26 protein-coding genes, 2 tRNA genes and 1 pseudogene are annotated in these 26,632 nt (G+C 68.9%); 12 read left to right on the forward strand and 17 right to left on the reverse strand.

All coding sequences use genetic code 11. The features are described from left to right. Window positions 1-42: 42 nt before the first annotated feature. The 3 genes from SK803_RS26305 to rimP form a co-directional block, all read right to left on the reverse strand. Window positions 43-285 (reverse strand): YlxR family protein, encoded by a 243-nt coding sequence (locus tag SK803_RS26305; protein ID WP_406601586.1) that lies wholly within the window; start codon window positions 283-285, stop codon window positions 43-45. 126 nt (window positions 286-411) lie between these two features. Further along, on the reverse strand, window positions 412-1,425 hold the full coding sequence (gene nusA, locus SK803_RS26310; protein ID WP_319968772.1) for a transcription termination factor NusA: 1,014 nt from the start codon (window positions 1,423-1,425) through the stop codon (window positions 412-414). After that, window positions 1,422-1,946 carry a ribosome maturation factor RimP gene (rimP, locus tag SK803_RS26315; protein WP_090009504.1) on the reverse strand — a complete coding sequence of 175 codons (525 nt, stop codon included), beginning with the start codon at window positions 1,944-1,946 and terminating at the stop codon, window positions 1,422-1,424. Before rimP ends, nusA begins: the two co-directional genes overlap by 4 nt. A 128-nt stretch (window positions 1,947-2,074) precedes the next feature. On the opposite strand from rimP, the gene SK803_RS26320 reads away from it, so the two are divergent. Beyond that, the gene (locus SK803_RS26320) at window positions 2,075-2,518 is read left to right on the forward strand and encodes a hypothetical protein (RefSeq protein ID WP_319968773.1); all 444 of its coding nucleotides are present in this window, start codon (window positions 2,075-2,077) and stop codon (window positions 2,516-2,518) included. Next, entirely contained in the window at window positions 2,515-2,943 is a 429-nt protein-coding gene (locus SK803_RS26325) for a ferritin-like domain-containing protein (protein ID WP_319968774.1), read from the forward strand. The genes SK803_RS26320 and SK803_RS26325 overlap by 4 nt, the downstream gene beginning before the upstream one ends. On the opposite strand, the gene SK803_RS26330 is transcribed toward SK803_RS26325, so the two are convergent. The 7 genes and pseudogenes from SK803_RS26330 to SK803_RS46580 all read right to left on the reverse strand — a co-directional run. Then, the gene (locus SK803_RS26330; RefSeq protein WP_319968775.1) at window positions 2,940-3,653 is read right to left on the reverse strand and encodes a hypothetical protein; all 714 of its coding nucleotides are present in this window, start codon (window positions 3,651-3,653) and stop codon (window positions 2,940-2,942) included. The genes SK803_RS26325 and SK803_RS26330 overlap by 4 nt on opposite strands. A gap of 67 nt (window positions 3,654-3,720) precedes the next feature. Further along, complete coding sequence (locus SK803_RS26335; RefSeq protein ID WP_319968776.1) at window positions 3,721-4,674, reverse strand: aminotransferase class V-fold PLP-dependent enzyme; 954 nt, start codon at window positions 4,672-4,674, stop codon at window positions 3,721-3,723. Beyond that, window positions 4,667-5,131 (reverse strand): DUF4442 domain-containing protein, encoded by a 465-nt coding sequence (locus tag SK803_RS26340; RefSeq protein WP_319968777.1) that lies wholly within the window; start codon window positions 5,129-5,131, stop codon window positions 4,667-4,669. The genes SK803_RS26335 and SK803_RS26340 overlap by 8 nt, the downstream gene beginning before the upstream one ends. Window positions 5,132-5,142: 11 nt before the next feature. Next, window positions 5,143-6,096 (reverse strand): glycosyltransferase, encoded by a 954-nt coding sequence (locus SK803_RS26345; RefSeq protein WP_319968778.1) that lies wholly within the window; start codon window positions 6,094-6,096, stop codon window positions 5,143-5,145. 9 nt (window positions 6,097-6,105) lie between these two features. After that, window positions 6,106-6,681: a maleylpyruvate isomerase N-terminal domain-containing protein gene (locus SK803_RS26350; RefSeq protein ID WP_319968779.1), complete on the reverse strand. Its 576-nt coding sequence runs from the start codon at window positions 6,679-6,681 to the stop codon at window positions 6,106-6,108. Between the two features lies 1 nt (window position 6,682). After that, complete coding sequence (locus SK803_RS26355; protein WP_319968780.1) at window positions 6,683-7,345, reverse strand: imine reductase family protein; 663 nt, start codon at window positions 7,343-7,345, stop codon at window positions 6,683-6,685. Window positions 7,346-7,379: 34 nt separating this feature from the next. Further along, a pseudogene (locus SK803_RS46580) lies at window positions 7,380-7,541 on the reverse strand (NAD(P)-binding domain-containing protein); the annotation flags it as partial. Window positions 7,542-7,658: 117 nt separating this feature from the next. Between SK803_RS46580 and SK803_RS26360 the strand changes: the two are divergent. From SK803_RS26360 to SK803_RS26370, 3 genes are read left to right on the forward strand one after another with little or no spacing between them, the layout of a single operon-like run. After that, window positions 7,659-8,627, forward strand: coding sequence for a GlxA family transcriptional regulator (locus SK803_RS26360; RefSeq protein ID WP_319968781.1), 969 nt, complete (start codon window positions 7,659-7,661; stop codon window positions 8,625-8,627). Window positions 8,628-8,635: 8 nt separating this feature from the next. Then, a complete protein-coding gene (locus SK803_RS26365) occupies window positions 8,636-9,193 on the forward strand; it encodes a sugar O-acetyltransferase (protein WP_319968782.1) in 558 nt (185 codons plus the stop codon). A gap of 4 nt (window positions 9,194-9,197) precedes the next feature. Next, on the forward strand, window positions 9,198-9,605 hold the full coding sequence (locus tag SK803_RS26370; RefSeq protein ID WP_319968783.1) for a YjbQ family protein: 408 nt from the start codon (window positions 9,198-9,200) through the stop codon (window positions 9,603-9,605). Here SK803_RS26370 and SK803_RS26375 read toward each other — a convergent pair. Further along, a complete protein-coding gene (locus SK803_RS26375; protein ID WP_319968784.1) occupies window positions 9,501-10,478 on the reverse strand; it encodes a YhgE/Pip domain-containing protein in 978 nt (325 codons plus the stop codon). The genes SK803_RS26370 and SK803_RS26375 overlap by 105 nt on opposite strands. Window positions 10,479-10,599: 121 nt before the next feature. On the opposite strand from SK803_RS26375, the gene SK803_RS26380 reads away from it, so the two are divergent. Next, the gene (locus SK803_RS26380) at window positions 10,600-11,559 is read left to right on the forward strand and encodes a hypothetical protein (RefSeq protein ID WP_319968785.1); all 960 of its coding nucleotides are present in this window, start codon (window positions 10,600-10,602) and stop codon (window positions 11,557-11,559) included. 1 nt (window position 11,560) lies between these two features. Here the strand turns inward: SK803_RS26380 and SK803_RS26385 are convergent, their stop codons facing one another. Continuing rightward, a complete protein-coding gene (locus SK803_RS26385) occupies window positions 11,561-14,548 on the reverse strand; it encodes an AfsR/SARP family transcriptional regulator (protein WP_319968786.1) in 2,988 nt (995 codons plus the stop codon). Window positions 14,549-15,245: 697 nt separating this feature from the next. Here SK803_RS26385 and SK803_RS26390 point away from each other — a divergent pair. Next, on the forward strand, window positions 15,246-15,512 hold the full coding sequence (locus SK803_RS26390) for a hypothetical protein (protein ID WP_319968787.1): 267 nt from the start codon (window positions 15,246-15,248) through the stop codon (window positions 15,510-15,512). 43 nt (window positions 15,513-15,555) lie between these two features. Then, on the forward strand, window positions 15,556-18,108 hold the full coding sequence (locus SK803_RS26395) for a BTAD domain-containing putative transcriptional regulator (RefSeq protein WP_319968788.1): 2,553 nt from the start codon (window positions 15,556-15,558) through the stop codon (window positions 18,106-18,108). Window positions 18,109-18,184: 76 nt separating this feature from the next. On the opposite strand, the gene SK803_RS26400 is transcribed toward SK803_RS26395, so the two are convergent. After that, window positions 18,185-19,927, reverse strand: coding sequence for a proline--tRNA ligase (locus tag SK803_RS26400; protein ID WP_319968789.1), 1,743 nt, complete (start codon window positions 19,925-19,927; stop codon window positions 18,185-18,187). Window positions 19,928-20,062: 135 nt separating this feature from the next. On the opposite strand from SK803_RS26400, the gene SK803_RS26405 reads away from it, so the two are divergent. Then, window positions 20,063-20,422, forward strand: coding sequence for a VOC family protein (locus tag SK803_RS26405; RefSeq protein ID WP_319968790.1), 360 nt, complete (start codon window positions 20,063-20,065; stop codon window positions 20,420-20,422). A gap of 156 nt (window positions 20,423-20,578) precedes the next feature. Here the strand turns inward: SK803_RS26405 and SK803_RS26410 are convergent, their stop codons facing one another. Continuing rightward, entirely contained in the window at window positions 20,579-21,550 is a 972-nt protein-coding gene (locus SK803_RS26410) for a GNAT family N-acetyltransferase (RefSeq protein WP_319968791.1), read from the reverse strand. Between the two features lie 86 nt (window positions 21,551-21,636). Here SK803_RS26410 and SK803_RS26415 point away from each other — a divergent pair, with 86 nt between their 5' ends. Further along, a complete protein-coding gene (locus SK803_RS26415; protein WP_319968792.1) occupies window positions 21,637-22,392 on the forward strand; it encodes an SAM-dependent methyltransferase in 756 nt (251 codons plus the stop codon). Window positions 22,393-23,016: 624 nt separating this feature from the next. Here SK803_RS26415 and SK803_RS26420 read toward each other — a convergent pair. From SK803_RS26420 to SK803_RS26430, 3 genes are all read right to left on the reverse strand, one after another. After that, a tRNA-Lys gene (locus tag SK803_RS26420) sits at window positions 23,017-23,089 on the reverse strand. 6 nt (window positions 23,090-23,095) lie between these two features. Beyond that, window positions 23,096-23,168, reverse strand: a tRNA-Gln gene (locus SK803_RS26425). A 17-nt stretch (window positions 23,169-23,185) separates the two neighbouring features. After that, window positions 23,186-24,517 (reverse strand): hypothetical protein, encoded by a 1,332-nt coding sequence (locus SK803_RS26430; protein WP_319968793.1) that lies wholly within the window; start codon window positions 24,515-24,517, stop codon window positions 23,186-23,188. A 60-nt stretch (window positions 24,518-24,577) separates the two neighbouring features. On the opposite strand from SK803_RS26430, the gene yaaA reads away from it, so the two are divergent. Beyond that, entirely contained in the window at window positions 24,578-25,306 is a 729-nt protein-coding gene (gene yaaA, locus SK803_RS26435) for a peroxide stress protein YaaA (RefSeq protein WP_319968794.1), read from the forward strand. A 207-nt stretch (window positions 25,307-25,513) separates the two neighbouring features. Further along, the gene (locus tag SK803_RS26440; protein ID WP_406601584.1) at window positions 25,514-26,482 is read left to right on the forward strand and encodes a serine protein kinase RIO; all 969 of its coding nucleotides are present in this window, start codon (window positions 25,514-25,516) and stop codon (window positions 26,480-26,482) included. The last annotated feature ends 150 nt before the right edge of the window (window positions 26,483-26,632 follow it).

Here is a 26,632-nt window from a genome sequence, read left to right on the forward strand (position 1 = left end):
GTCTTAACGTCGCGCGTTCATGTCTTCAGCTTCACGGCTGACTCATGACGGGTCGACCTGCTTCCTTGTTGCTTGCTGGCCACGAGGCTGTCCCGCGGCCAAGGTCTCCTGCTGCTGCTCGAGGTGCTCGCGCAACAAAGCGACGTCGAGTGATCCCTGGACCCGGAGGGCCCGCGAGAACGCCCGTCGCCGCTCGGCGTTGCGCAGACATTCGAGATCGAAATGCAACCAAGCACCCCGACCAGGAAGTCGCTTGCGGAGGTCCGGAACCACCGAACCGTCCATCGCGACCACACGCAGCAGCTCAGACGGCAACGTCCGGGTACGGCATCCAATGCACGTGCGAACAGGGCCGATGCGCTGGGAGACCGAACCTGACGTTGAACCGTTGATAATTCTATCCCCTGGAGCTCATTCGGCCGAACTGGATGTGACCGCTCCGGCAGCCGGAGCCTCCGCGTCGCTGCGGATGTCGATGCGCCAGCCGGTCAGGCGGGCGGCCAGACGGGCGTTCTGCCCCTCCTTGCCGATCGCCAGCGACAGCTGGAAGTCCGGCACCACCACACGCGCCGTCTTGGCGCGTTCGTCGAGCACCCGCACAGACACAACCTTGGCCGGGGACAAGGCATTCCCGACGAACGTGGCGGGGTCGTCCGAGTAGTCGATGATGTCGATCTTCTCGCCACCGAGCTCGTGCATGACGTTGCGCACACGGGCACCCATCGGGCCGATGCAGGCGCCCTTGGCGTTCACTCCGGCAACCGTTGATTTCACCGCGATCTTCGAACGGTGACCTGCCTCACGTGCCACCGCGGGGATCTCCACGGTGCCGTCCGCGATCTCCGGGACCTCGAGGGCGAACAGCCGCCGCACGAGGTTCGGGTGCGTGCGCGAGAGTGCGATCTGCGGCCCACGGGCACCGCGGGACACGCTCACGACGTAGCACTTGATGCGCTCACCGTGGTTGTACTGCTCGCCCGGCACCTGCTCGGCCGGCGGCAGCACGCCCTCGGTGTCGCCCACCTGCACGACGACCATGCCGCGGGCGTTCGCGCGGGCGTCGCGCTGCACGACCCCGGCGATGATCTCGCCTTCCTTGGCGGCGAACTCGCCGAACGTCCGCTCGTGCTCGGCGTCCCGCAGGCGCTGCAGGATCACCTGGCGCGCGGTGGTGGCGGCGATGCGGCCGAAGCCTTCCGGAGTGTCGTCCCACTCCTCCTGCACCGCGCCGTCCGGCCCCAGGTCCTGCGCGAGCACGCGCACGACACCGGTCTTGCGGTCGATCTCCACGCGCGAGTGCGCGTGGTGTCCTTCGGTGTGCTTGTAGGCGGTCAGCAGTGCTGACTCGATCGCCTCCAGGACCGTCTCGAAGGGGATGTCCTTTTCACGTTCGATCGCCCTCAGGGCGGCGATGTCGACGTTCACCTCGGCTCCTCCTTCGGTGCTTTCCGAGTGAGCCGAGCCAGTTCCTCGACCGGCGGCTGCTTGAACTCGATCTCCATGACCGCGCGTTCGATATGGCGGTACTCCACGCGCCGCAGCTCGTCCTTGTGCAGCAGCTCGACCCCGGTCTCGTCACACTCGCCGACCCGGCCGAACCACTCCGGCTGGTCGGGCTGCTTGATCTTCACGAGACGCAGGTGAGCGCGCTTCCAGTGGCGCGGGCGCGTCAGGGGACGGTCGACACCCGGCGAGGTGACCTCGAGGGTGTACGGCCCGTTGATGATGTGGTCGTGCTCGTCGAGTGCGGCGGAGACCACGCGGCTCGCCTCGGCGACCTCGTCGAGCCCGATGCCGTCCTCACCGTCCACGACGACCTTGACCAGACGGCGGCGCCCAGCCTGATTCACGTCGAGCGCGTCGAGGTCGAAGCCGGCGGCTTCGAGAGCTTCCCGCACAACGGGTGCTAGCTGCGCGGAAAGCTCTCCGCGCGGCGGGCTGGACACGTGGTGTCTCCTTCAGTTCGAACGCATGAAAACCCCGACCGACGGTATTTCGGCGGCCGTGGACGCTCAGACTATCTCGTTCGCCCGCCTCCCACCGCGCCGCAGGGCTGCTGGCAATATGGGTTGGCGTGATCTCCGAATCGGTCAGCCGCCGCCGCGTGCTGTTCGCGGTGGCCGCCGCACCGCTCGCCGTTGCGTGCACCACCGAGCCTCCTCCGCCGCCACCGCCGGACCCGTTGTCGGCGCTCGCCGCTCAGGCCCGTGCGGACGCCACGCTGGCCAAGACGCTCACGACGGTGCCCGCGGCCGCGGAGATCGCGAAGGCACGCGAGACGCACGCGACCCTGCTGCAGGCCGAGGTCGACCGCGAACGGCCACCGCTGTCCTCCACGGCGCCGCCCGCTCCCACCACCCCGCCCACGCCACCGGACCCGTTGGCGGCGTTGCGAACCTCACTCGACGAAGCCGTCCGCGACGCGTCGGCCGCCGTCGCCACGTTGCCCACCTACCGGGCCGGTCTCGTCGGTTCGGTGGCCGCCGGCTGCGCGTCGCTGCGGGAGGTGCTCGCATGAACGTGGACGCCGTGCAGACCGCACTCGGAACCGAGCACGCGGCGTTGTGGACCTACGGCATGGTGTCGGCGTTCCTGGGCAACCAGGCCGCGGCCGTCGCGGAGGGTGCGAACGCGCACCGGGCGCGCCGGGACACGACCGAGCGCTGGCTGCGGGACCACGGCGCGACGCCGAACCCGCCCGCCGCCGCCTACCTGCCGCCGACGCCGGTCTCCGACGGGCCTTCCGCGCTCGCCGCGCTCGTCGCCGTCGAGCAGGACACCTGTGCCGCGTGGCGCGGGGTGCTGGAGCGGACCGACGACACGGGGCTGCGGACCTCCGCGCTGGAGTCGTTGACGGCCGCGGCGGTGCGGGCGACCCGGTGGCGCAAGGCGGCTGGAACCACGCCGGCGTCCATCACGATGCCGGGCGTGGCTTCCGGCTAGTTGGCGAAGGAGGACGCGAGTCTGATCGCGTCCGCGGAGACCTTCTTCATCTCCTTGTTGTGCGCCAGCGCGTCCGTGCCCTTGACCGGCGAGTCCGACTCGACGATCACGACCTCCTGGTCGCGCTGCTCGGAGGCGTAGCCGCCGTTGGCCAGCGTGGTCAGCGGCGGCACGCTGATGGCCTTGTCCAGGACCAGGTCCTTGATGTTGCCGGTGCCGTCCTTCTGGGTGAGCTCGCGCAGCTGCTTCGCCTCGGCCGCGTTCCGCATCTTCACCACGGACACCGACGAGTACACGATCCGGCCGTCAGGCAGCTTCGCCGTGTAGAACGCACGCGTCAGTTGCAGACATGGCGTGGTTTTGAGGAAAGCCTGCGTCTGGCTCGTCGCGTGGGCCGCGCAGTCGCTGTCCTTCACCGGCTCCGGCAGTTGCGGCACGGAGGTGAACTCGAACTCCCCCGCGGTCTTCTGCGGCTGGGAGATCTGCTGATCGACCGGGTCCGACGGCTGCAACACCCACCAGACGAACCCCGACACCACCGCGACACCGACGAGCGCCAGTGCCTTGCCCACCCACGTCGTCCTGCGCTGGGGCGGGGGCTGGACCGGCAACTGCCCCTGGCGGTTGTCCATGATCGACTGGAGCTTCATCAGCTCGTCGGCCGGGTACAACGGCGCGGTGTCGGTCGGCCTCGGTGGAAAGCGAGGCATGTTCTGGGTCACCTCTTCAGGTGACTGGCGTGGTTCCGACACAAGGACCCACGGTAACGGACGGCGGTCAGCCAAGCGCTTTGAGCACCCGATCAACGTCCTCGATCGTGTTGTACATGTGACATGCGAACCGGGTGCGACCTGCACGAACCGAGGAGACGACACCCTCCACGGCCGGTGCGCCCACTGAGACGATCGCCGAGCCGTTGGGCGGGAGCCCGAGTCCGGTCAGCAGTCGATCCGTCAGGCTCACGTTGTGCGCGCGCACAGCTTCGAGGTCCAGCGAGGCGACCCATGGCAGCGCGACCGCCGCACCGACGTGCGCGAGCCACGTAGGCGAGAGGTCGAACCGCCGTGCGTCCGAACGGAGCATCAACGTGGTGCCGTAGTTCTCCTCGGTGCTGTACCAGTTCGCCGCCACCGGCTCGAGGAAGTCCATCCGGTCCGGCCGGACCGCCATCCAGGCCGCGCCCTTCGGTGCCATCAGCCACTTGTAGGCGACCCCGACGACGAAATCGGCCCACGCCACCGACAACGGCATCCACCCGGCGGCCTGCGACACGTCCAGCAGCACCGGTTTGCCGGACGCCCGCAACGCTTCGAGGTCCGCGATCCTCCCGTCCGCCGACTGGACCACGCTCACCGCGACGAGATCCGCCGCGTCCACTGTGGACGCGATCTCGTGGCCCGCCGCGACGAACGGCAACGTCACGCTGGTGAACTCACCCGGTTCGACGAAGACCTTCGACCCGGCCGGCAGCGCCTGCGCGACCATCGAGACGAACTGCGAGACCGTGACGCCGCACGCGACCGATGCCGCGGGCACGCCGATCAGGCGGCTCCACGCCTCCCGGGAGGTCTCGACCGCGTCGTTGAAGGTCGACGAGGTGTCCTGCCCGCGCCGCCACCGTTCGTGCGCGGCCGCGACCGCGTCGGCGACGTGCCGCGGCGGCACACCGATGGACGCCGTGTTCAGGTAACCCGGCTCGACGTCGAACTCAGCTCCGAAGGCCTCACGCATGCGCGAGCTGCTTGTCGCGCTTGCGGCGCGCGTAGACCTGCTTCTTCACCCGAGCGATCACGGTCCCATCCTGCCCGACGACGTCCGTCTCGAACCAGATCAACGCCTTCTCGCCGGACGCCGTCTGCTCCAGCACCTGGTCGACGTGCTCGTCGGTCAGCCGGAACTCCGCGTACACGGTGCCGCGGCCGGGCGCGACGAACTCGATCTCGCCCGCCTGGTCCCACACCACGTGCTCGCCGGAGAGCTGGTTGAACAGCAGCAGCACCCAGAACGGGTCGGTCATCGCGAACAGCGAACCGCCGAAGTGGGTGCCGAAGAAGTTGCGGTTCCACGGACGCAGACGCATCCGCACCCGTGCGTACCGGTAGTCCGGCGAGATCTCCACGACGCGGATGCCGGCGAACAGGAACGGCGGCCACAGGTTCATCCCGAAGCGCAGGCGGCTTGCCTTCATAAAAAACAGTGTTACACAACGCCCGCCAGACTGTCCGCAACTTCCTCCGGCGAAGGCATGTGACGTATCTCCCGAGCTATCTGACCAGCGGCTTCGCGATAGTGACCGTCCACCAGCAACAGCCGCGCACAGTCCGCGATCGGCCCGGCACTGAACGCGTCCGGCCGCACCGCCGCACCGGCAGCGACGAGCGCGTCGGCGTTGCCGAACTGATCCGCTCCCTGCGGCAGCACGACCTGCGGAACCCCGGCGGCCAGCGCACCCAGCATCGTGCCGCTGCCGCCGTGGTGAACGACGACGTCCGCGTACCGGAGCACTTCCGCCTGGGGCAGCCACGGGTGCACGGTCACGTTCGGCGGCAGGTGCGCGAGCTCGACGTGCGGCGCGGCGACGACCACCTGCGCGTCGGAGAGCTTGCCCAGCCCCACGACCGCCTCGGCGAGCAGCTCCCGCGTGCCGAACGCGGTGCCGAGCGTGAGGTAGATCAGCTTCCCGGCCGTGCGCACCGGGATCCCGCCGGGCTCGGCGAACGGCACCGGACGCAACCCGATCCGGTCCTCCGCCAGGAAGGCGGGGTCCTGCAACGAGGGCGGGCAGATGTCGACGTGCCGCCCACCGGCAGGCCGCACGAGCCCGATGCCGTCGGGGAACATCCGGCCGAACCCGTGCCACAGCGCGGGAAACCCGCGCCGCCGGGCCTCGGACACGACCTCTGGCACCGCCCACTCGCCGATCACGAGGTCGGGCAGCAGCCGTTCCAGCTCCGGCGCGATGTCATCGGCGTAGATCTCCCCGAACACGATCCCCGGCCGGAACGGCCGCAACCCGAGCTTCCCGAGCACCCGGTGCATCTCCTCACCGACGGCGAAGTGCACCTCGTGCCCGGCGGCACGCAGCGCGACGGCCAACGGGATCAACGGATAGGTGTGGCCGACGGTGGCCATGCTGGCGAAGAGCACGCGCATGACGTGAACTTACGCGGCGACCGAACCGTGCCACTGCCACTGCTCCTGCCGCGGCACCCCTGGTAGTTCGCCGCGTCCTGTGCACCACAACAACGCCACTGGGTCCGAATGCCGCGGGGCATCGGGGAAGAGCCGCTCGACCACCGGTGCGCAGTGCTCGGGATCCGGCCGCCACTCCACGTCGTGCGCCCGCATGATGTCGTGCGTGTGCATCGTCAGCTCGATGACACCCATCGCCGCGAACCCCGCCGCGTCCGAGACGCCCCACGGATGCCAGGCCCGCACGTCCGGGGCGGTCAGCGCGACCGTGCGGGACAGCAGCGCGGCGGTGGTCGCGACACCTTCGAGGCAGTGCTCGATCGGCAGACCGGGACGCAGGGCGCCGAGCAGACTGGTCCACCGGCTCTCGGCTCGGGTGGCCAGCAGCGCGGTGTAGCCGAGCAGGCCCTCCACGACGTGGTCGAGGGTCGTCCGGCAGGACCACTCCAGACCGTGCGCGCGGCGGCGGAAGCCGTCATCCGGGAGCTTGCCCAGGACCCGCACGCAGTCGTCGGCCGTGGCGTCGAGCGCTGAGGACCAGTCCACCTCAGGCCGCCTTCGCGCGCAGCAACTCGATGATCCTCGCCCAGCCGTCGTCGCCGTGTCCTGCTTCCACAGCTCGGCGCGCGTAGTCGTGCAGCAGCCTGGGCAGTGCCGAGTCGACCTTCCTGACCTCGCTGGCGTGCACCAGGTGGTCCAGGGTGGCCAGGTGCACGTCGAGGGTGGCGTCCGAGCCGGGGTAGCGGCCGGCGTCGACCTGCTCGGCGTAGGTGCCGATGAATCCCGCCACCGGGCCGAGCCAGCGGGTGGCCAGCGGCGTGAAGTGCTCCGCGGTCGACCCGTCCGCGGTGACGAGTGCGCCCGCGTGCAGCCATCCGGTGAGCGTGGCCCACATGATGCCCAGAAGTGCCGTGTCGTACAGCGCGGCCCTGCCTGGTTCCGCACCGAGGTTGACCGGCTCGGCCAGCGCGGACAGCAGGTCCGCCACCTCGGCGAAGGCCTCCTGGTCGCCGCTGTAGAGGATCATCGAGCGCTGGTCGCCGATGCCGGGCGGAGTCGTCATGATGCCGCCGTCGACGTAGCGCACACCGCGCTCCGCCATCTGCCCGGCGAGCTCGCGGGCCTGCTCCGGTGAGCCGGAGGTGAGGTTGACCAGGACGCCGGACAGCTCCGGGTCGAGGACCTCGGTGAGCGCCGGGTAGTCCAGCACGCAGGCCACCACGACCGGGGGCGGACCGCTGCGCTTCCGCGGCCGAGCCCGCGGCGTGCGCCCCCTCGGACACCAGTGGCGCGATCTTGGTTTCCGAGCGGTTCCAGACCGTGACGCGGTGACCGGCGCGCAGGAAGGCGGAAGCGAGCGCCGACCCCATCTGACCGAGGCCGAGCACGGCAACGTCGGAGTGCATTGCGTTGTCCCCCAATGGGTTGTCGATTGATCTCGACAACCCTCGCAAGCACCACCGCCCGCCGACAGTGGCAGAAATGCCTCCTGTCGAACCATTGCTGCCAGCTAGCCTGACCTCATGGCAGCGGGCACGGTGGCGATCTTGGTGACGGACGACGACGCGCCCGCTCTCTGGGACGTCTACGAGGCCGGACTGGCGTGCGTCGTGTTCGGCGTCGACCACTTCGACCCCTGGTACACGATGCGGCTGTGCGGCCTGAACCCCGCCGCACCACGAGCGCGAAGCGGCTGGGTGCTGAGCCCCGAACACGGCGTGGAAGGTCTCCAGGGTGCGGACACGATCATCGTCCCGTCCGTCCCGCAGGCCGTCCTCGACGGAACCGAGCCGCTGGATCCGTTGCTGGTCAAGGAACTCCAGGACGCCGCGGCCAACGGTGTGCGCATCGCCTCCCTGTGCAACGGCGCGTTCGTGCTCGCGGAGGCCGGCCTGCTCGACGGCAGGAGAGCCACCGCGCACTGGTCGTACACCGACCGTCTGGCCCGCAGATTCCCGGAGGTGCGGGTCGACGACTCGGTGCTCTACATCGACGACGGCTCGATCCTCACCAGCGCGGGAGCGGCCGCCGGGCTCGACCTGTGCCTGCACCTCGTGCGCCAGGACTTCGGCGCGCACGTCGCGAACCAGCTGGCCCGCAAGCTTTGCGTGCCCGCCCACCGCACCGGCGGCCAGGCCCAGTTCGTCACGAGGCACGTCCCGGACACCGACGACGACAGCATCGCCCCGGTGCTCGAGTGGGCCGCCGGGCACCTGGACCGGCCGCTCACCGTCGCCCAGCTCGCGCGCCGTGCCGGGATGAGCCAGCGCACGTTCTTCCGCCGGCTGCACGAGGCCACCGGCAGCACCCCGTTGCGGTGGCTGCTCGCCCAGCGCGTCGCCCACGCCCAGGCGCTGCTGGAGACGACCTCGCTGTCCGTCGAACAGGTCGCGCAACGCTGCGGCCTGGGCACCGGGACGAACCTGCGCCGGCACTTCACCGCCCACGTCGGCGTCACGCCCACCGACTACCGCCGCGCCTACGCAGGTTGAATGTCCTCATGGGAACCAACCGCGAGAAGATGATCAACGGCGAGCCCTACCAGCCCGGCGACCCCGAGCTGGACGCGGACCGGCGGCGCGCCTGGCGGGAGATGGCCCGGTTCAACGCGCACGACCCGGAAGACCTCGACGGCATGTACGCCGTCATCAAGGGCTTCGTCGCGGAGATCGGCGAGAACTCGACGTTCATGCAGCGCCTGCAGATCGAGTACGGCTACAACACCCGCATCGGCGCGAACTTCTTCATGAACTACGACGGCATCATCCTCGACTGCGGCCCGGTCACCATCGGCGACAACGTGATGATGGGCCCGCGCGTGCAGCTGCTGACGGCGCTGCACCCGATCGAGGACCACGACGCGCGGATCGAGGGCTGGGAGACCACCGCGCCGATCGTCATCGGGGACAAGGTGTGGTTCGGCGGCGGCGTGATCGTGTGTCCTGGTGTGACGATCGGGAACAACACGGTCGTCGGCGCGGGCAGTGTCGTCACGCGCGATTTGCCTGATCACGTGCTCGCAGTCGGCAACCCCGCACGGGTGGTTCGTAAGATCTGAGGTCATGCGCAGCGAGGAGATCCAGATCCGCACCGGTGGCGAAGAGGTCGTGCACGACCTCACGCGTGAGTGCGAGCGGTTCCTCGCCAGTGAGAACGGCGACGGCCTGCTGCACGTGTGGGTGCCACACGCGACCGCCGGCGTCGCCATCGTCGAGACGGGCGCCGGCAGCGACGACGACCTGCTGACCGCGTTGGAGCGCATCCTCCCCCACGACGTGAAGTGGCGGCACAAGCACGGCACCCCTGGTCACGGCCGTGACCACGTGATGCCCGCGCTGGTGCCGCCCTACGCGACGATCCCGGTGCTAGGCGGTGTGCTGGCGCTCGGCACCTGGCAGTCGATCTGCCTCGTCGACACCAACGTCGACAACCCCGTCCGGACGGTCCGGCTGAGCTTCCTTCCCGGCTAGTTCAGCTTTGTTTTTGGCAAGCAGCACGAGCCCGACGAGCGCGATCCCGCCGAACACCCACCACTCGGTGCCGACGGACCCGTCGTACATGAGGCTGCGCAGGCCTTCCGTGGAGAACCGGAACGGCGTCCACGACCACAGCACCGCTTTGTAGGCCGGGTTGAGCAGCTCCGGCACCTGGCCCGCCACCGCGGGCGCCATCAGGTAGAGCAGGCCGAGGATCCCCATCGCGCGGACGCCGAGGTGCTTGAACAACCCGGCCTGCAGCAGCGCGAACGACACGGCTACGGCGAGCATGAAGCCGAGTGCCTCCGCGCTGAACGTGACGCCCCACCACGCCAACAGCCCCGTCACGGAACCGACGACCAGCACCGCCGTGGTCAGCGACGACAGCAACCGGAACCGCCGTCCCTTCAGCACGACGAACAGCAGTCCGGCGACCATCCCGCCGACCCACAACAGCGCCGACGCGGCAAGGGGCGCCGTGCGTTCGGCAGCGGACACGGCCTGGGTTTCGACCTTGAGCGGCAGCCCGGCACCCTGCGCGACGCCGGTCAGCACCTGCTGGGCGACCTGCGTGCCCGACGGGTTGATCGCGGGGTTCAGCCGGATCGTGGCCTGGCCGGGCACGATCTCCAGAACCCCGTAGACCTCCTTGTCCGCCAACAGGGTCCGCGCCTCGTCCGCGCTCACCACCCTGATGTCGACCTCGGCGGAGTCGGCGGCTTTCACGCGTTCCGCGATCGGCGGTGGCGCCACCACGGCGAGCGGGACGTCGTGCGGGTGCACGGTCGCCTGCACGCCGAACGTCAGCAATCCCAGGAGAAACGCCACCACCGCGCCTGCGACGGCGGTGACCAGCGCGGTGCGCATCACGAGCCTCCTAAAAGTTCATCACCTGTTGAATTCAGTCCGCACGCTACGCCCGACACGCACCAGAAGTCAACGCCCGATGAATTAAGGTCCGCCAGACCCACCAGGTACCGTTTCGCCCGTGACTTACCCAGGTGGCGGCGGACAGGGCGGCTGGAACGACCAGCAGGGCTGGGGCCAGCAGCAGGGTGACTACCAGAGCGGTGGCTACCAGACCGGCGGCTACCCGCAGACCGGTGGTTTCCCGCAGCAGGGCGGCTACCCGCAGACGGGCGGCTTTCCCCAGCAGGGTCAGGGCGGGTACGGCGGCCTCGGCGTGTACGGCGGGTTCGACAACGAACCGCCGAAGAAGAGCAACAAGACGCTCTGGCTGGTGCTCAGCGCGGTCGTGCTCGTGCTCCTGGTCGGCGGCGGCCTGACATGGCTCCTGCTCTCACGCTCCGACAAGACGGACGCGCAGACCGGCCCGTCCACGTCCACCAGCACCTCGGCCCAGGCGACCACCGGCCCCTGCAAGGACGACGGCATGCAGTGCGTCGAGACGGGACTCGGCTTCAACTACGAGGTCCCGAAGAGCTGGGACGTGCTCGCCGACGCCAAGATCCCGGTCGAGAAGTTCCAGGGCATCTCGCTGTCCGGCATCACCTCGTACGGCGACTACCAGTGTGAGGGCAAGGACTTCACCAAGGGCACCAACGGCGGCACGCTGCTGCCCAAGGGCGACATCAACCAGACGGCGACCGACTTCGCCAAGGCCGTGGCGGTGCAGTTCTACTCGTCGGGCGGCGAGCCCAAGGTCACGGTGTCGCAGCCCAAGGCGGTGAAGATCCAGCACACCCAGAAGGACGGCAAGAAGGTCGTCGTCGAGGGCGTGCAGGTCGACGCCACGGTCACCCAGTCGGCCAGCAAGTGCCTGGCGAGCAAGGGCCTGCTCAAGGTCGTCGTGCTCAACGGCAGCAACAAGCTGCACGTGCTGGTCGTGAACGGCGACCTGGAGGGCGGCGGAGGCGGCACGAACCCGCCGCTGCCGAAGGAGACCGAGTTGCAGAAGATGGTCGACTCGCTGGTGCCGACGAGCTGAGCTAGCGCGCGCCGCCGTTCGACGGGACGGCGGTGGGCAGCGGGTTGTCGACGGTGATCTTCTCCAGCACCGCCAGCGCCTTGCTCTCCCACAACGAGAGCCGCAGCTCCTGGAACGTCATCATCGCCTGCTCCACGATGGCGATCGCGTGGAACGTCTCCCCGCGCTGCGACACCAGCTGCGCCAGGTCGAGCCGGATCCGCGCCGCCCCGACCCGGTCCAGGTTCTCCTCGCACAACCGGATCGCGCGCCGCAGCAGCCGCCCGGCCTCCGCGAACATCCGCATGCGCCCGTGGATCAGCCCGAGCGAGTGCAGCGCATAGCTCTCGCCGACGGTGTCACCGGAGCGCTGCACCATGCCGAGGACCGACGTGATGAGCTGCTGCGCCTGTTCGTAGCGGCCCTGCACCAGCATCGCGCCGCCCAGCCGGTACAGCACCTGGGCTTCGACGCGCGGGCTGGAGATCTCCCGGCACATCCCCAACGCCCCGCGCAACTGCCCCACCGCGAGTTCGTGCTCACCGCGGTCCAGGGACAGCTGCGCGAGCTGGGACACGACGTACGCCTGACCGACGACGTCGCCCACCCGCTTGAACCCGGCCAGCGACTGCTCGAAGATCCGGGTCGCGAGCTCCGGCCGGCCCTCGTTGTACTCCAGCAACCCCAGATTGCGGCGCACCAACGCCAGGCCGTGGGAGTCGTCGAGCTCGGTGAAAAGCTCCAACGCGGGTTCCAGGGCCGTCCGGGACGCCTCCATCCGCCGCTGGCTGTGGTGCAACGACCCGAGCGAGCACAGCAGGGCCGCGGTGCCGCGCTTGTTGCCCGCCTTGCGCACGGCGTCCAGCGCGCGTTCGTGGGTCTGCTGCCAGTCGTCGAGGTAGCTGCGGGTTTCGAAAAGCGTCACGAGCGTCATCGCGAGGTCCCAGCACAGCTCGTCCAGGCCCGCGTCGGCGGCCTGCAGGACGGCGGCGCAGATGTTCGGGCGCTCGCTTTCCAGCCAGCCCAACGGGTCCTGCAGCACCTGGCCGAGGTACGGGGCGTGCGGTTGCCAACGTTGACCATGGCCGTGCAGGACGGTGAAGTCGCCGCCGTAGAGCTGCTGGTGCGCCTGTTCGGCCATCGCGAGCCAGCCGCCGGCGACGCGTTCGACCGCGGCCAGCTGCGTGGCCGGGGACTCGTGCACGGCGAGTTGTTCCTTGGCGAACAAGCGAATCAGGTCGTGGAAGCGGTAGCGCGGCAACCCGGTGATGTCGCTGCCGACCACGTCGAGGAGCTGGGCGTCCACCAGGCGTTCCAGCAGGTCGAAGCCGCGGTGGCGTTCGTCGTCGGTGAGCGCGGAGGCGGTCCAGACAGGCAGGCTTTCGGCTTCCAGCAACGACATCAGCCGCATGACCCGGCACGTGTCGGGCTCCAGGCCGTCGTAGGTGAGCGACAGGCTGGCGCGCACGACCATGTCGCCGTGCACGAGTTCGTCGAGGCGGTGGCGTTCGTCGGCGAGGCGGCCGACCATCGAGGCGAGCGTCCAGTGCGGGCGGGCGGCGAGGCGAGCGCCGATGATGCGCAGGGCCAGTGGGAGCCCTCCCACGACATCTACCAACGCGTTCGCCGCGACGGGTTCGCTCTCCAGGCGTTGCGTGCCGATGATGCGGCCGAGCAGCTCCAACGCGTCGTCGGAGTCCATGAAGTCGACGTCGACCAAATGAGATCCGGCGAGACCGGTCAAACGGGTCCGGCTCGTGACGACGACACCGCACGTCGGCGAGCCCGGAAGCAGCTGGTGCACCTGCGATTCGCTGCCCGCGTCGTCGAGAACCACCAGCACACGGCGGTTGGCGAGCATGCTGCGGTACATGTCCGCGCGCTCGTCCACACCGTCGGGCAACGTCGACCCCACGGCGCCCAAAGCGGACAGAAACCGGCCAAGAACTTCAGCGGGAGTGGCCGGCAGGGCCTGGGTGCCCCGGAGGTCGCAGTAGAGCTGGCCGTCCGGGTAGGTCTCGGCTGCGACGCGGTGTGCGACGTGCACGGCGAGAGCGCTCTTACCGATACCCGCCTTGCCCGAGATGTTCACCACCGGCATGGTCATGTGGTCGCCCGCCAGCACGGTCTCCGCGCGGGCCACGACGTCCTGGCGCCCGATGAAGTCCGAGATGGTGGCCGGAAGCTGGTGCGGTGACACGACGTTCTGCACGGTGACCGGGACCGACTTCTCCTGGTCGAGGCGCAGCACCTCGTCGTCGGTGAGGATCGCCGTCTCGAGTTTGCGCAATTGGTCACTCGGCTCGAGGCCGAGGTGCTCGATGAAGAGATCGCGGCCGGTCCGATAGACGTCCAGCGCCTCGGACTGCCGGCCGGATCGGTAGAGCGCGAGCATGAGCTGGCCGCGCGGGCGTTCCCGCAACGGATGCTCGGTCACCATGCTCTGCAATTCACCGATGAGCGCGTGATGGCGGCCCAGCAACAACTCGATGTCGATGCAGTTCTCCAGCACCGACAGGCGTTTCTCGTCCAGCCGCAATGCTTTGTTGTGCAACGTGGCCGCGGCGCCGCCGAGTGCGGGTCCGCGCCACAACGCCAGTGCCGACCGCAGGGCCGTCGACGCCTCCTCCATCCGTCCCTGACGGACAGCGGCGTCGGAGTCGGCCACCCGGCGCTCGAAGAGGAAGTTGTCGATCTTGTCGCCGGCCACTCGCAGCAGGTAGCCGGGCTGGCGGGTCTCGATCTGAGCGTCGACGCCGACGCGCGCGAACTCCCGCCGGAGCGCGGACACGCAGATCTGGATCTGCGCCCGTGCGGTCGACGGCGGGGTGTGCTCCCAGACGAGGTCGATCAGCTGGTCCATGCCGACCACGCGATTGGCTTCGAGCAGGAGAGCGCCCAGGATCGTCTGCTGACGTCCCGGAGGTACCTGAACCTGCTCCTCCGCGCCGATTACCTCGATCGGGCCGAGCAGCTTGAAAATCAGCTTCTCATCAGGGGCGGAGCTCATGACGGACGACCCCTCGCGCCTTTATTTCTCGCAAAGCCCCTGCACCTCGCGCTCCGGCCGTTTCACCATTGAGAAATTGTATTCACCGAAGACGTAAAGCGGCACATTCAGGGCGTCACCTCAAGACCGGGCGGCAATATGAAACTTTTTCACGTCCCGTGTTTGACCTCCGGTTGCAGCAACTGCAGACGGTCACTCTCATGGGTGATGATCTCCGAAGTTAGCCTCGGCCGGTAAAACTGTCAAGATCTTTCTTGTGCATGCCTGGGCGATCCACCATAATGCGCCCGATCTCAATAGGCATCTCATTTGGATCTGGAATTCATCGTGGTGGCGGCGTACTTCACGACGATCGTACGGCATGCCGCCGAGCAGCCTGAACGCCTCATCCGGACTACTCCGAGCGGCACAAGCCGTTCGTTCGGATCGCTAACCGCACCCAACCATTGCGGTACACCGCACCTAATTCCGCGGATAAGCGACCACCCTGCGTAGTAACAGCAGTTTGCTGACTGGCCCGTCAGCTATTGAGTCGTCTCAACTGGCCGCTTCAGCTCCGCCATCACGGCCGATTGATACGCGGTGGGTGCGCGATAGAGCGGCGATGGGCGGCACTTCTAACTTCGTTCTCAGACGCCGGTCGAAGGCGCCTTCACCACAACTCGAGCCAAGTCCGACCAAGTAAGAGGAGGCCGACATGATCCGCAAGACGACCGCAGCCGCTCTGGTTCTCTCCGCCATCCCGGCGGCCCTGGCACTCACGCTCTTCTCCGGTACCGCACAAGCCGACGACGACACCCCGTGGGGCAAGTCCCTCACGGACGACACCCCCTGGGGCAAGGTCATCGCCGACGACGACACCCCTTGGGGCCGCGGCATCACGCCCACCGACGGCGACACACCGTGGGGCAGCACGATCACACTCCCCGCGCTGCCGAACGACGACGACACCCCCTGGGGCTGATCTCCCCCTCCGTCCGGATTCTCACCCAATGGAGGCCAGAACCATGCGATTCCACCTGCTGGGCTCACTCGAAGTCCTCGACGACGACATGCCCGTGCCACTGGGCGGCGTCAAGCAGCGCGCGGCTCTGGGATTCCTCCTGCTGCACGCCAACCGCGTTGTGGCGACCAGCAAACTGCTCCAGGCGCTGTGGTCGCGGGACGTCCCGCCCACGGCGCGCAAGATGCTCCAGAACGCGGTCTCCGGACTGCGTGGCGTTCTCACTCCCCACGGCAGCGCTGAGGGTTCCGCCCTGCTGCTCACCCACGCGCCGGGCTACCTGCTGCGCGTGGACCAGAACTCCCTCGACCTGTCCCAGTTCCAGCAGCTGACCGAACAGGGACGAGGTGACCTGTCCTCCGGGAACTGGCCCGCCGCCGCGAAGGTGCTCCGCAAGGCACTGAGCTTGTGGCGCGGTCCGGTGCTCGCGGATCTTGCGGAGACCGGCATCAACTGGCCGGAGCTGACCGCCATCAAGGACTGGCGGCTGGCGACGCAGGAGGACTGCTTCGAGGCAGAACTCGCCTGTGGACGGCATTACGAGGTCATCGGCGAACTCGAGTCGCTGATCGAGGTCGAGCCCTATCGCGAACGGCTCAACGGGCAGCTGATGCTCGCGCTTTACCGGTGTGGCCGGCAGGTGGACGCGCTGAGCGTCTATCGCCGTACGAGGGCGGCGTTGGTGGAGGAACTCGGTCTCGAGCCGGGCCGCGAGCTCCAGGAACTGGAGCGCGCGATTCTCGACCACGCCCCCGCGCTGGACCTGCCACCGTCGGTGCAACGCAGACACCTGCTCGCCGTCGGCCAGTCTTCTCCTGTGCCCGCTCCTCTCGTGATCACGCCGCCACCGGCCCCTGTCGCGGAGCCCGTCGCTCCCGCGGTGGCGGTGGACGTGACGACCGTGGAGCGCAAGCTCGTCAGCGTCGTGATGGTGTCCGCCCAGCTCGGTCTCGCGGCCGGTGACGGCGACCCCGAGGACGTCGACGCGGTGCACCAGGAAGTCGCTTCTGTTGTCTCTGCAGAAGTTTCCCGGTTGGGCGGTGTCGTCGGAGGCAACGTCGGTTCGGTGTTCCTCGCGTTGTTCGGTGTGCCGAGGACTTCTGAGGACGACGCCGACCGTGCTGTGCGTGCTTCGCTGGCCATCCGCGACCGTCTCTCTGCTGTCGCGGACGTGCAGATCGGCGTTGCGACCGGTGACTCTCTCGTGCGCCTGCCTTCTTCTGGTGCGCCTACTGCCACCGGCGTGCTGCTCGACCAGTGCCGTCAGCTGATGGCGTTGTCGCCTTTGGGCGCGGTCCGTGCATGTAATGCGACTCGCGACGCCGCTGGTTCCGTGACCTGGTCCACTGATCCCGCCCCTACCGGCGGCTGGCAGGCGGTCTCGTGCGTGTCTCCGCGCGGCGCGACCCGTCGTTCGCAGGCCGCGGTGCCGTTCGTCGAGCGCGAGCGTGAGTTGTTCGTGCTGCAGGGCCTTCTCGACGAAGTTCGCACTCGTCGACGTCCGCACTTCGTGACCGTGCTCGGTGAAGCAGGCGTGGGCAAGACACGGCTCGTCAACGAGCTCACCTCGTCTTGTTCGATGGCTCTGCGTGGCACCGCTACGGCTTTTGGCGATGACCACGGGTACGGCCCGTTGTGCGACGTTGTGCGCGGCTTTGCTTCGCCGGAGACGCTGCGTGCCGCTGTTTCGTCGTTGGTCGGCGTTGGCGAACTCGCGGACAACCTGGCGGCGAGCCTGGCCGGGCTGGTGGAGCCGTCGCCTTCGGTGCCCGCCGACTTCTCGGCGTGGCGCCGGTTCCTGGAGGAGATCGCCGAGTCCGAGCCGCTGGTCGTCTTCCTGGAGGACCTGCACTGGGCGAACGACGTGGTGCTCGACTTCGTGGAGGAGTTGAGCGAGCACGCGGGTTCCGTGCCGTTGCTCGTGATCGCCACGGCTCGGCCGGAGCTGTTGCAGCGCCGTCCGTCCTGGTTCGGCGGCAAGCGCAATGCCACGACGATCAGCTTGGAGCCGTTGTCCCACAACGGGACCCGCAGTCTCATGAACTCACTGCTGGAGGCTCGCGAGCTGTCCTCCGAACTGTGGCAGGCACTGGTGTCGTGCGTCGGCGGCAATCCGTTGTTCGCCACCGAGTACGCCCGCATGGTCGCCGACCCGCGCATGCCGTGCGTGCAGAACGATGGTGCGTTGCCGGTACCGCCGCCTGTCCGTGGTGTGCTCACGGCTCAGCTCGACTCGTTGCCGTTCGAGGTGAAGGCAGTGCTGCAGGACGCGGCCGTCGTGGGCGACCTGGTGTCGCCCGGGGCGGTGGCCGCCACGGGTCAACGCGACCCGCTCGAGGTGGCCAAGGCGCTGGAGTTGCTGGAACAGCGCGACTTCCTGCGCCGGCAGGGTCGCAACAGCGAGACCGGCGAGATCGAATACGGCTTCCGTCACCTGCTCGTGCGTGACGTGGTGGCCGAGCAACTCCCCCGCGCCGTGCGTGCTCTCAAGCAGGAGCGTGCCATCGCGTGGTTCGAGGAGCCGACGCTGGACCTCACCGACCGCCGGGCGGGCTGATCCCGCTCCGGGCAATGCTGAACGCCGAGCAGCGCGTCCCACCCCCAGCGCGCTGCTCGGCGTTCGGTTGTTCGGTCTAGCCGCGGACGACCTGCACCAGGTGGTCGACGACCTCCGCGACCGGCACGTCGGCGCGCTCGCCGGACTTGCGGTCCTTGACCTCGACGACCCCGTCCTTCAGGCCACGGCCGACGACCAGGATCGTCGGGATGCCGACCAGTTCGGCGTCCGCGAACTTCACACCGGGGCTCGCCTTGCGGTCGTCCAGCATGACCTTGAGGCCCTTGGCGCTGAGCTGCTTCGCGAAGTCCTCGCCGGCCGCGGTGAGGGTCTCGTCCTTGCCCGCGATGACGACGTGGACGTCGGCGGGGGCGACGTTGCGGGGCCAGATGAGGCCGCGGTCGTCGTGCGACTGCTCGGCGATGACCGCCACGAGCCGCGAGACGCCTACGCCGTAGGAGCCCATGGTGATGCGGACGGGCTTGGAGTCCGGGCCGAGGGCGTCAAGCGAGAACGCGTCCGCGTACTTGCGGCCGAGCTGGAAGATGTGGCCGATCTCGATGCCGCGCGCGGCGACCAGCACGCCCTTGCCGTCGGGCGACGGGTCGCCCTCGCGGACCTCGGCGACGTCGATGACGCCGTCGGGCGTGAAGTCGCGGCCCACCACCAGGTCGAGGATGTGGTGGTCGGGCTTGTCCGCGCCGGTGACCCACGCGGTGCCCTTGACGATGCGGGGGTCGGCGAGGAAGCGGACGCCGTTCGCCTGGATCGCGCCCGGTCCGATGTACCCCTTGACCAGGAACGAGTTCTTGGCGAAGTCGGACTCCTCGAGCATCGCGACCTCTGCGGGTTCGACGGCCGCTTCGAGGCGCTTGAAGTCGATCTCGCGGTCACCGGGGACGGCCACGGCGAGCAGCTCCCAGTCCTTGCCGGGGTGCTTCACCTTGACCAGGACGTTCTTCAACGTGTCCGCCGCGGTGAACTTGCGGTCGGTGTTCGCGTTGAGGAAGTCAACCAGACTTTCGATGGTGGGCGTGTTCGGCGTGTGGTGCACCTGTGCCGCGGGCTTGTCGTCGATCGACTGCTCGGCGGGCGCGGGCGTGGCGACGGCCTCGACGTTCGCGGCGTAACCGGACTCGGTGCTGCGGACGAACGTGTCCTCACCGGTCTCGGCGACTGCGAGGAACTCCTCGGACGCGGAGCCGCCCATCGCGCCGGACGTGGCGGAGACGATCACGTACTCCAGGCCGAGCCGGTCGAAGATGCGGATGTAGGCGTCGCGGTGGTCCTGGTACGACTGGCTCAGGCCCTCGTCGGTGAGGTCGAACGAGTACGAGTCCTTCATCAGGAACTCGCGGCCGCGCAGGATGCCCGCACGGGGACGCGCCTCGTCGCGGTACTTGGTCTGGATCTGGTACAGCGTGACCGGGTAGTCCTTGTACGAGCTGTACTCGCCCTTCACCGCGAGGGTGAACATCTCCTCGTGCGTGGGACCGAGGAGGTAGTCGGCGCCCTTGCGGTCCTTGAGGCGGAACAGGTTGGGGCCGTACTCCTCCCACCTGTTCGTCGCCTCGTAGGGCTCCTTGGGCAGCAGCGCGGGGAACTGGATCTCCTGCGCACCGAAGGCGTCCATCTCCTCGCGGACGACGGCCTCGATGTTGCGCAGGACCTTGAGCCCGAGCGGCAGCCAGGTGTACCCGCCCGGCGCGACGCGGCGGACGTAGCCGGCGCGCACCAGCAGCTTGTGGCTGGGCACTTCGGCGTCCGCCGGGTCCTCGCGAAGAGTGCGCAGGAACAGCGACGACATCCTGGTGATCACGGTGGGTACTCCTCGTTCACGGGCAGTTGAAACAGCGTACTGGTTGGACGTTTCCCGAAATCGCGCGCGGTACTTTCTCCTGCCTCTGACCTGCGTGGACCAGAATTGTCAGACCCCCTGAGTAGCGTCCCTCGCATGTCCCTGACGATTGAGATGATCACCATCGACACCGGCGACGCGCGCAAGCTCGCGGAGTTCTGGACGGCCGCGCTGAACACCACCGTGCAGAACGACTGGGGCGAGTTCATCGTCCTCGCGCCGAACACCGAGAACGGCCCGGCCCTCGGCATCCAGCAGGTGCCGGACGCCACGCCGGGCAAGAACCGCGTCCACTTCGACTCGCACGTGCCGGACCGGCTGGCGGAGGTCGCCAGACTGGTCGAGCTCGGTGCCACCGAGGTGGCGGTGCACAGCGTCCCCGGTCTCGTCTGGTCGGTGCTGGCCGACCCGGACGGCAACCAGTTCTGCGTCGGCCAGGCCGGCGAGGAGCTCTAGTTCCGCGGCTCGCAACGTCGCCGCGCGAGTTCGCGGTCAGACAGGCGCATCGTGCCGGCCCCACGCCCTCATACCGGACTCGTACGGGGCGTGGGGGCGGTGCCACGAAGCGTCCTGCTGAGCGCGAATTCACCGCCGACGTCGCGGGTCACGCCACTAGCTCCTGAGTTCGCCCAGCTCGACCGGCAGCCCGTAGTCGATCCAGGTCCGCGCCACCTCGAACCCGGCGCGCTCGTACACGCCGAGCGCACGGGTCGAGTTGGCCGAGTCCACGGACAGCCCGGCGCGGTGGTAGCCCTGCGCCTTGCCCTGAGCCAGCGTCCAGCTCAGCAAGGCCGCGGCGACACCACGCCCGCGGTGCTCCGCGAGGGTGCCGACGTCCCCGATCCACAGTTCGCGGACGCCGGTCATCTCCTCGACGACCGGGTAGTGCCGTGCCAGCACGAAACCGACGACGGCGCCGTTCGCGAGCGCCAGGAAGGAGGTCTCCGGGACGAACCGCTTGCTGTTCGTGAAGGACGCGGCCCATTCCTCCGGGCTGCGCTCGACCGAACCCCAATGTCCGGCGAACGCCGCGTTGCACACCGTGCGGACTTCTTCGTCGCGGGCGGCGGAGAACGGCACGATCTCGTAGGCAGCCGGGATCGGGACCTGGGCGAGTGACTCGCCCAGTGCCACCTCCAGCTCGTAGAAGTGGCGGTCCGCGCTGAAGCCGAGTGCTTCGCACAGCGCGACGTGGCCCGCGGAACGGCTCTCGACCATGGTGCACGCCACCATCGGCATGACTCCGTGACGCGCGGCGTGCAGCTCGCGCGCCAGGGTCACCAGACGCGGCAACAGCTCACGGCCGATGCCGTCGCGGCGGAACTCCGGGTGCACCATCCCGTCCAGCCGGACGCGGTGCGTGCCCACGGGTTCGTCCCGCAGCACGACAAAGCCGTACGCCGCAAGGGTTCCGTCCACGAGCACGGCCAGCGACCCGTTGATCAGGTCGGCCTCGGCGAACGACTCGGTGAAGTCCTCTTCGGACAGCAGTTCGCCGGTGTCGTCGACCGCCTCGCCCGCGTTGTACAGCGCGGCCACCACAGGGATGTCCGCGGTGCTGAGCGGGCGCCAGACGAGTTCCACGTCAATTGACGCTACGGGGAGGTGATGAGCCCAACAACCGAATAACGCGTTGCCCTTCGTGCGACACCAACGCCATCCTGCGTGCGATGACGACTCCCGAGATCGCACCGCTGCACGAGGACCTCACGTTCCACGGACCGCTGTCCCCGGAACGAGCAGCCCGCCTGATCCAGTCCCTGCACCCGCTCGCCGGCGCACACGTGCTCGACGTCGGCTGCGGCTGGGCGGAACTCCTGCTGCGCGTGCTCGAAGCCGAACCCACCGCGACCGGCACAGGCGTCGACCTGGACGCCACCGCCATCGCACACGGCCAGGCCAACGCAACCGCGCGAGGCCTCACGTCCCGCGTCAACCTCCAGGTGGCCGACGTAGCTCACTGGCAACCCGACAGCCCGGCCGACGTGCTCATCGTCAACGGCGCCACCCAGGTGTGGGGCGGCGATCCGTTGCAGCACACCGCCAACGCCCTAACTGCAGCCAAGAACCTGCTGCGCCCAGGCGGAAGGCTGTTGCTGGGCGAAGGCTTCTGGGAACGCGAACCGACCGAAGCCCAACTGGCCGCCATGCCGGTCCCGCGCGACCAGTACGGCTCGCTCGCCGCCCTGGTGGACCTCGCCCACACGCACGGGTACCGCCTGCTCGCCGTGGAACAGGCGAGCCTCGACGAGTGGGACGTGTTCGAGAACGGCCACGCCCAGGCGTGGGAACGCTGGCTGCGCGCCAACCCGGACTCCCCACACGCCGAGGACATCCGCACCAAGGCGGACAGGTTCCGCAACTACCGCCTGCACGGCTGGCGCGGCACCATGGGCCTCGCATACGTGACGCTCCAGGCGCCGTAGGGACCACGGGCCGGGGTGAGTGCCGGGACGTGCCTGCCGCTTTGCGAGGCCGACGCACACCGCCCACCATTGCGCACGGACGGCGCGGCACGCCCAACCCTGAACATCAGACGCCACAGACGCCCTAGCGACCACGACCAGAGTGAGTACCGAGACGTACCTGCCGTTAGCGAGGCCAACACACGCCGCCCACCATTGCGCACGGACGGCGCGGCACGCACAGCCCTGTACACCAGACGCTCCAGGCGTCCTAGCGACCACGGCCAGGGTGAGTGCCGAGACGTACCTGCCGCTTGCGAGCCCGCCGCACGCAGCCCACCGTTGAGCACGGATGGCGCGGGACGCCCGGCCCTGAACACCAGACGCCACAGACGCCCTAGCGACGACAACCAGAGTGAGTACCGAGACGTACCTGCCGTTAGCGAGGCCAACGCATGCCGCCCCACCGTCCGCACGGACGGCGCGGCACACCCAACCCCGAACACCAGACGCCACAGACGCCCTAGCGACCACGACCAGGATGAGTGTCGGCACGTACCTGCCGTTTACGGGGTCGACGCACGCCGCCCACCGTTCTGCACGGCACACCCAGCCCCGAAACACCACACGCCACAGGCGCCGTAGAGAACACGACCGGGCTCGAACCGGCGTCCCCCCGGATTAAGAGCCGGGCGCTCTACCACTGAGCTACGTGTTCCACGCGTTCGGCCGGCCGGGCTCGAACCGGCGTCCGCCCGGTCCCAGAGCCGGGTGTTCTACCGCTGAACTACAGCCGAACGCGGTACAGCCTCACTCAGTCGAGGGCGTCCTGTCCACCCAATACCTCGGTGTTCAGCGGCTTGCCGCTGAACACCCGCGCGCGACGCAACGCCATGGCCCACAACGGATCGGACACCGCCACGCCGTGCACGAGTTCCGGGGTCGGCCGGAAGCGCGCGATGCCGCTGTGCGCTCGCGGGGCCGTCCATCCGGAACGTTCGGGCTCCACGCGGTGCTCACGGCAGGCCGCTTCCACGTCGGCGCGCGTGCAGACAGCCGTGCCGGCCAGCACGTCCCACGGCAACGGCAGGCGCGACCAGACCGAGGTGTCCGGGTGCAGGCCGCCTCCCGACATCTGGTGCCAGCGGGCGAGGTCCGCGGCGACCACGCGCATCACCTTGCCCGGCCAGGCGTCCTCGGCCAGCGAGGTCAGGCCGGCGGCGTGCAGGCAGGTGATCCAGCCCGCGCGGGCGGCGTTGTAGGCGCCGGCGAGGGCGTTCCAGGTCGATGAGTCCACGCCGCGGCGCACGACCATGGTGGCGTGGTCGATGTCGGACGACCGCCACAGCTCGTCCAGCTGCGTTGCCACCGACCTGGTCGCGGCGGACCACCGGCCGAGCAGTTCGCCGAGCTGTTCTGGCCGCAGCTTGCGCAGGACGTCCCAGGTCGGGCAGGCCAGCGCGATCATGGCCCAGTCGGTGCGGGCCGTGCAGCGCGCGAACAGGACGTTCGCCACCTGGTCGAACGGGTTCTCCCGGCCGGCGAGCGAGAACTCGCGGCGCAGCTTGCGGCGGGACGTGAAGTAGGCGATGAAGCACGCCGCGTCCGGATCGGCGCGGAACCGGTCGCGGTCGATCGCGCCGACGAACCCGGCTGCGGCGAGCATGGTCATGCGACGCATCTTCCGCGCGCGCTCCAGCCGGCCGGCCTTCGCGGAGAGCCGGCGCAGCATGCGGAAACGCCGGTTGTACTGGCGCTTCGACAGTTCGATGCCCGCGTCGGCACGCGCTCCGCGGTTCAGCCGGTCGGCGAGGAAGTCCGTGCGCGCCGGGTCCCAGTTGATCTCGGCGCCGGCCAAGGCAGCGAACTCCAGCACCGAGATCGGGTCGTCGACGTCGACGGTGCCTCCGTCCACACCGAACAGGAAACGGGTCGCGGCCACCTGGCGTGCGGCACCGACCGGGCGGGCGTAGTCGTCGCTCATGCCGGAGAAGCCGTGCCACCGCGAAGCATGCGCAGCCACGTCGCGGAGCACCGCGCGTTCGCGATGCGTCAACGAAGGCTGTGCGTCCAGCACGAGGGCGGCCACGTCCTCCGGGCGCAGCCGTGCGTCGAGTGAGTCGTAGAGACGGTCCAATGCGTCCACGCATTCCAGAGCACCACGCAGGTCCAGCGGTTTTCCGGCGTTGCCCTACGATTTCCCACCGTGCTGGTGCTGCTTCCCCCGTCGGAGACCAAGGCGATCGGCGGCGAGGGCGCGCCGCTCGACCTCGACGCGCTGTCGTTCCCCGAGCTCAACCCGGTCCGCGACAAGCTCGTGTCGGCGCTCGCCGACCTGGCCAAGGACGTTCCGGCGAGCCTCAAGGCGCTCGACATCTCCGAGCGCCAGGTCGACGAGGTGCACCGGAACGCGGCATTGCGCACGTCGGAGACGACACCCGCGCTGCTGCGCTACACCGGCGTGCTCTACGACAACCTGGACTTCCCGTCGCTCAAGAAGGCCGAGAAAGAACGGGCCTACGAACGGCTGGCGGTCGCGTCGGCGCTGTTCGGGGCACTCCGCGGCGGCGACCCGGTGCCCGCGTACCGGCTGTCGGGCGGCAGCACGCTCCCGTCCCACGGCAGCCTGCGCACGTTGTGGAAGCCGGCGCTGGAGCCTCTGTTCCGGGAGACCGACGAGTTCGTCGTCGACCTGCGTTCCGGCGCGTACTCGAGCCTCGCGCGGATCCCGCACGCCGTCGTCGTCCGGGTGATCACGAGCGAGGGCAAGGTCGTGAGCCACTTCAACAAGGCCCACAAGGGACTGCTCGCACGGGCCATCGCGACCAGCAAGGCCGACCCGAGCGACCTGAAAGGCCTGGTCAAGCTAGCGCAGAAGGCCGGGCTGACGATGGTGCCCACCGGCGAGAAGACCGCCGACCTGATCACCGGTTAATTCGGTTGCGGGCCCGGTGGAAGACCGGGCAAGCTTCAGTTCGCCGAAGCGCGGCGTGAGGAACGAGGAGGTGCGACATGTCAGAGCCTGTCTTTGGACGCGGCACCGCATGCGCGACCCCGTCCTCCGCCCTTCGCGCCTGATCAGCATCGTTTGATCGCAGAGCGCCAGTGGGGCGGTCACCTTCACCATCCGGGAGACCCCACCGTGCGCGAGCACGATCTTTACGAACGCTACGAGTCTGCTTTCGATGGCGCCGACGAAACCATGCGGCGCAAGGGAAAGCGCACCAACAAGAACGCCGCCGACGCGGAACCGACGCGTCGCGGCCGGATGACCGAAGAAGAGAAGCTGCGGATCTCGCGGCTGCGCGAGGACCAGCTCAGCACGGCGGACACCCCCGAGGACGGCGATCGCTGGTCCACGTGGGGCGACGCCGACAAGGGCCCCAAGCCATACCCGGCCTGGCTCATCACCGAACTGGCCGCGGTCGACCGCGAGCTGGGCATCGTGAAGACCGGCAAGGAGGCGGACGTCTTCCTGCTGGAACGCGCGATGGGTGAGCGGGCGTGCCTGCTCGCCGCCAAGCGCTACCGCAGCAACGACCACCGGATGTTCCACCGCGACGCGGGATATCTGGAGGGTCGGCGGATGAAGAAGTCCCGCGAGATGCGGGCCATCCAGAACCGCACCGCGTTCGGGCGCAACCTGATCGCGGAGCAGTGGGCCGTCGCGGAGTTCGCGGCGCTCACCAGGCTGTGGCAGATCGGCGCGCCCGTGCCGTATCCGGTGCAGCGCAGCGGCACCGAGCTGCTGCTGGAGTTCATCGGCGACGACAAGGGCACCGCGGCACCACGGCTCGCGCAGGCCCGTCCGGACGAGGACGAACTGCTCGACCTGTGGCGCCAGCTGGTCAGCACGTTGATGACGCTCGCGGAAGCGGGCATCACCCACGGCGACCTGTCCGCGTACAACCTGATGGTCCACGAGGGCAGGCTGATCATGATCGACCTGCCCCAGGTGGTCGACCTCGTCGCGAACCCCCGCGGGCCGGAGTTCCTCGACCGCGACGTCCGCAACATCTGCGGCTGGTTCGCCTCGCGCGGCCTGCCGCCGGAGATCTCCGACCCGTCCGCGCTGGTGGCGACGCTGCTGGACGTGGCGGGTATGGGGTGAGTCACCTTGCGCGTCCGGCCGTGTCCAACGACACTGCCGGGCGCGCAGGCCGTGGCCATTGATCAGCTAGACTGTGCTGTACACCGATGAAGGCCTGACGGCCGTTGACCGGTGTTTCCACCCACTCATCAGCGGCGTGACCATCACGCC

This window comes from Lentzea miocenica, assembly GCF_033949945.1.
Classification (GTDB): domain Bacteria; phylum Actinomycetota; class Actinomycetes; order Mycobacteriales; family Pseudonocardiaceae; genus Lentzea; species Lentzea miocenica.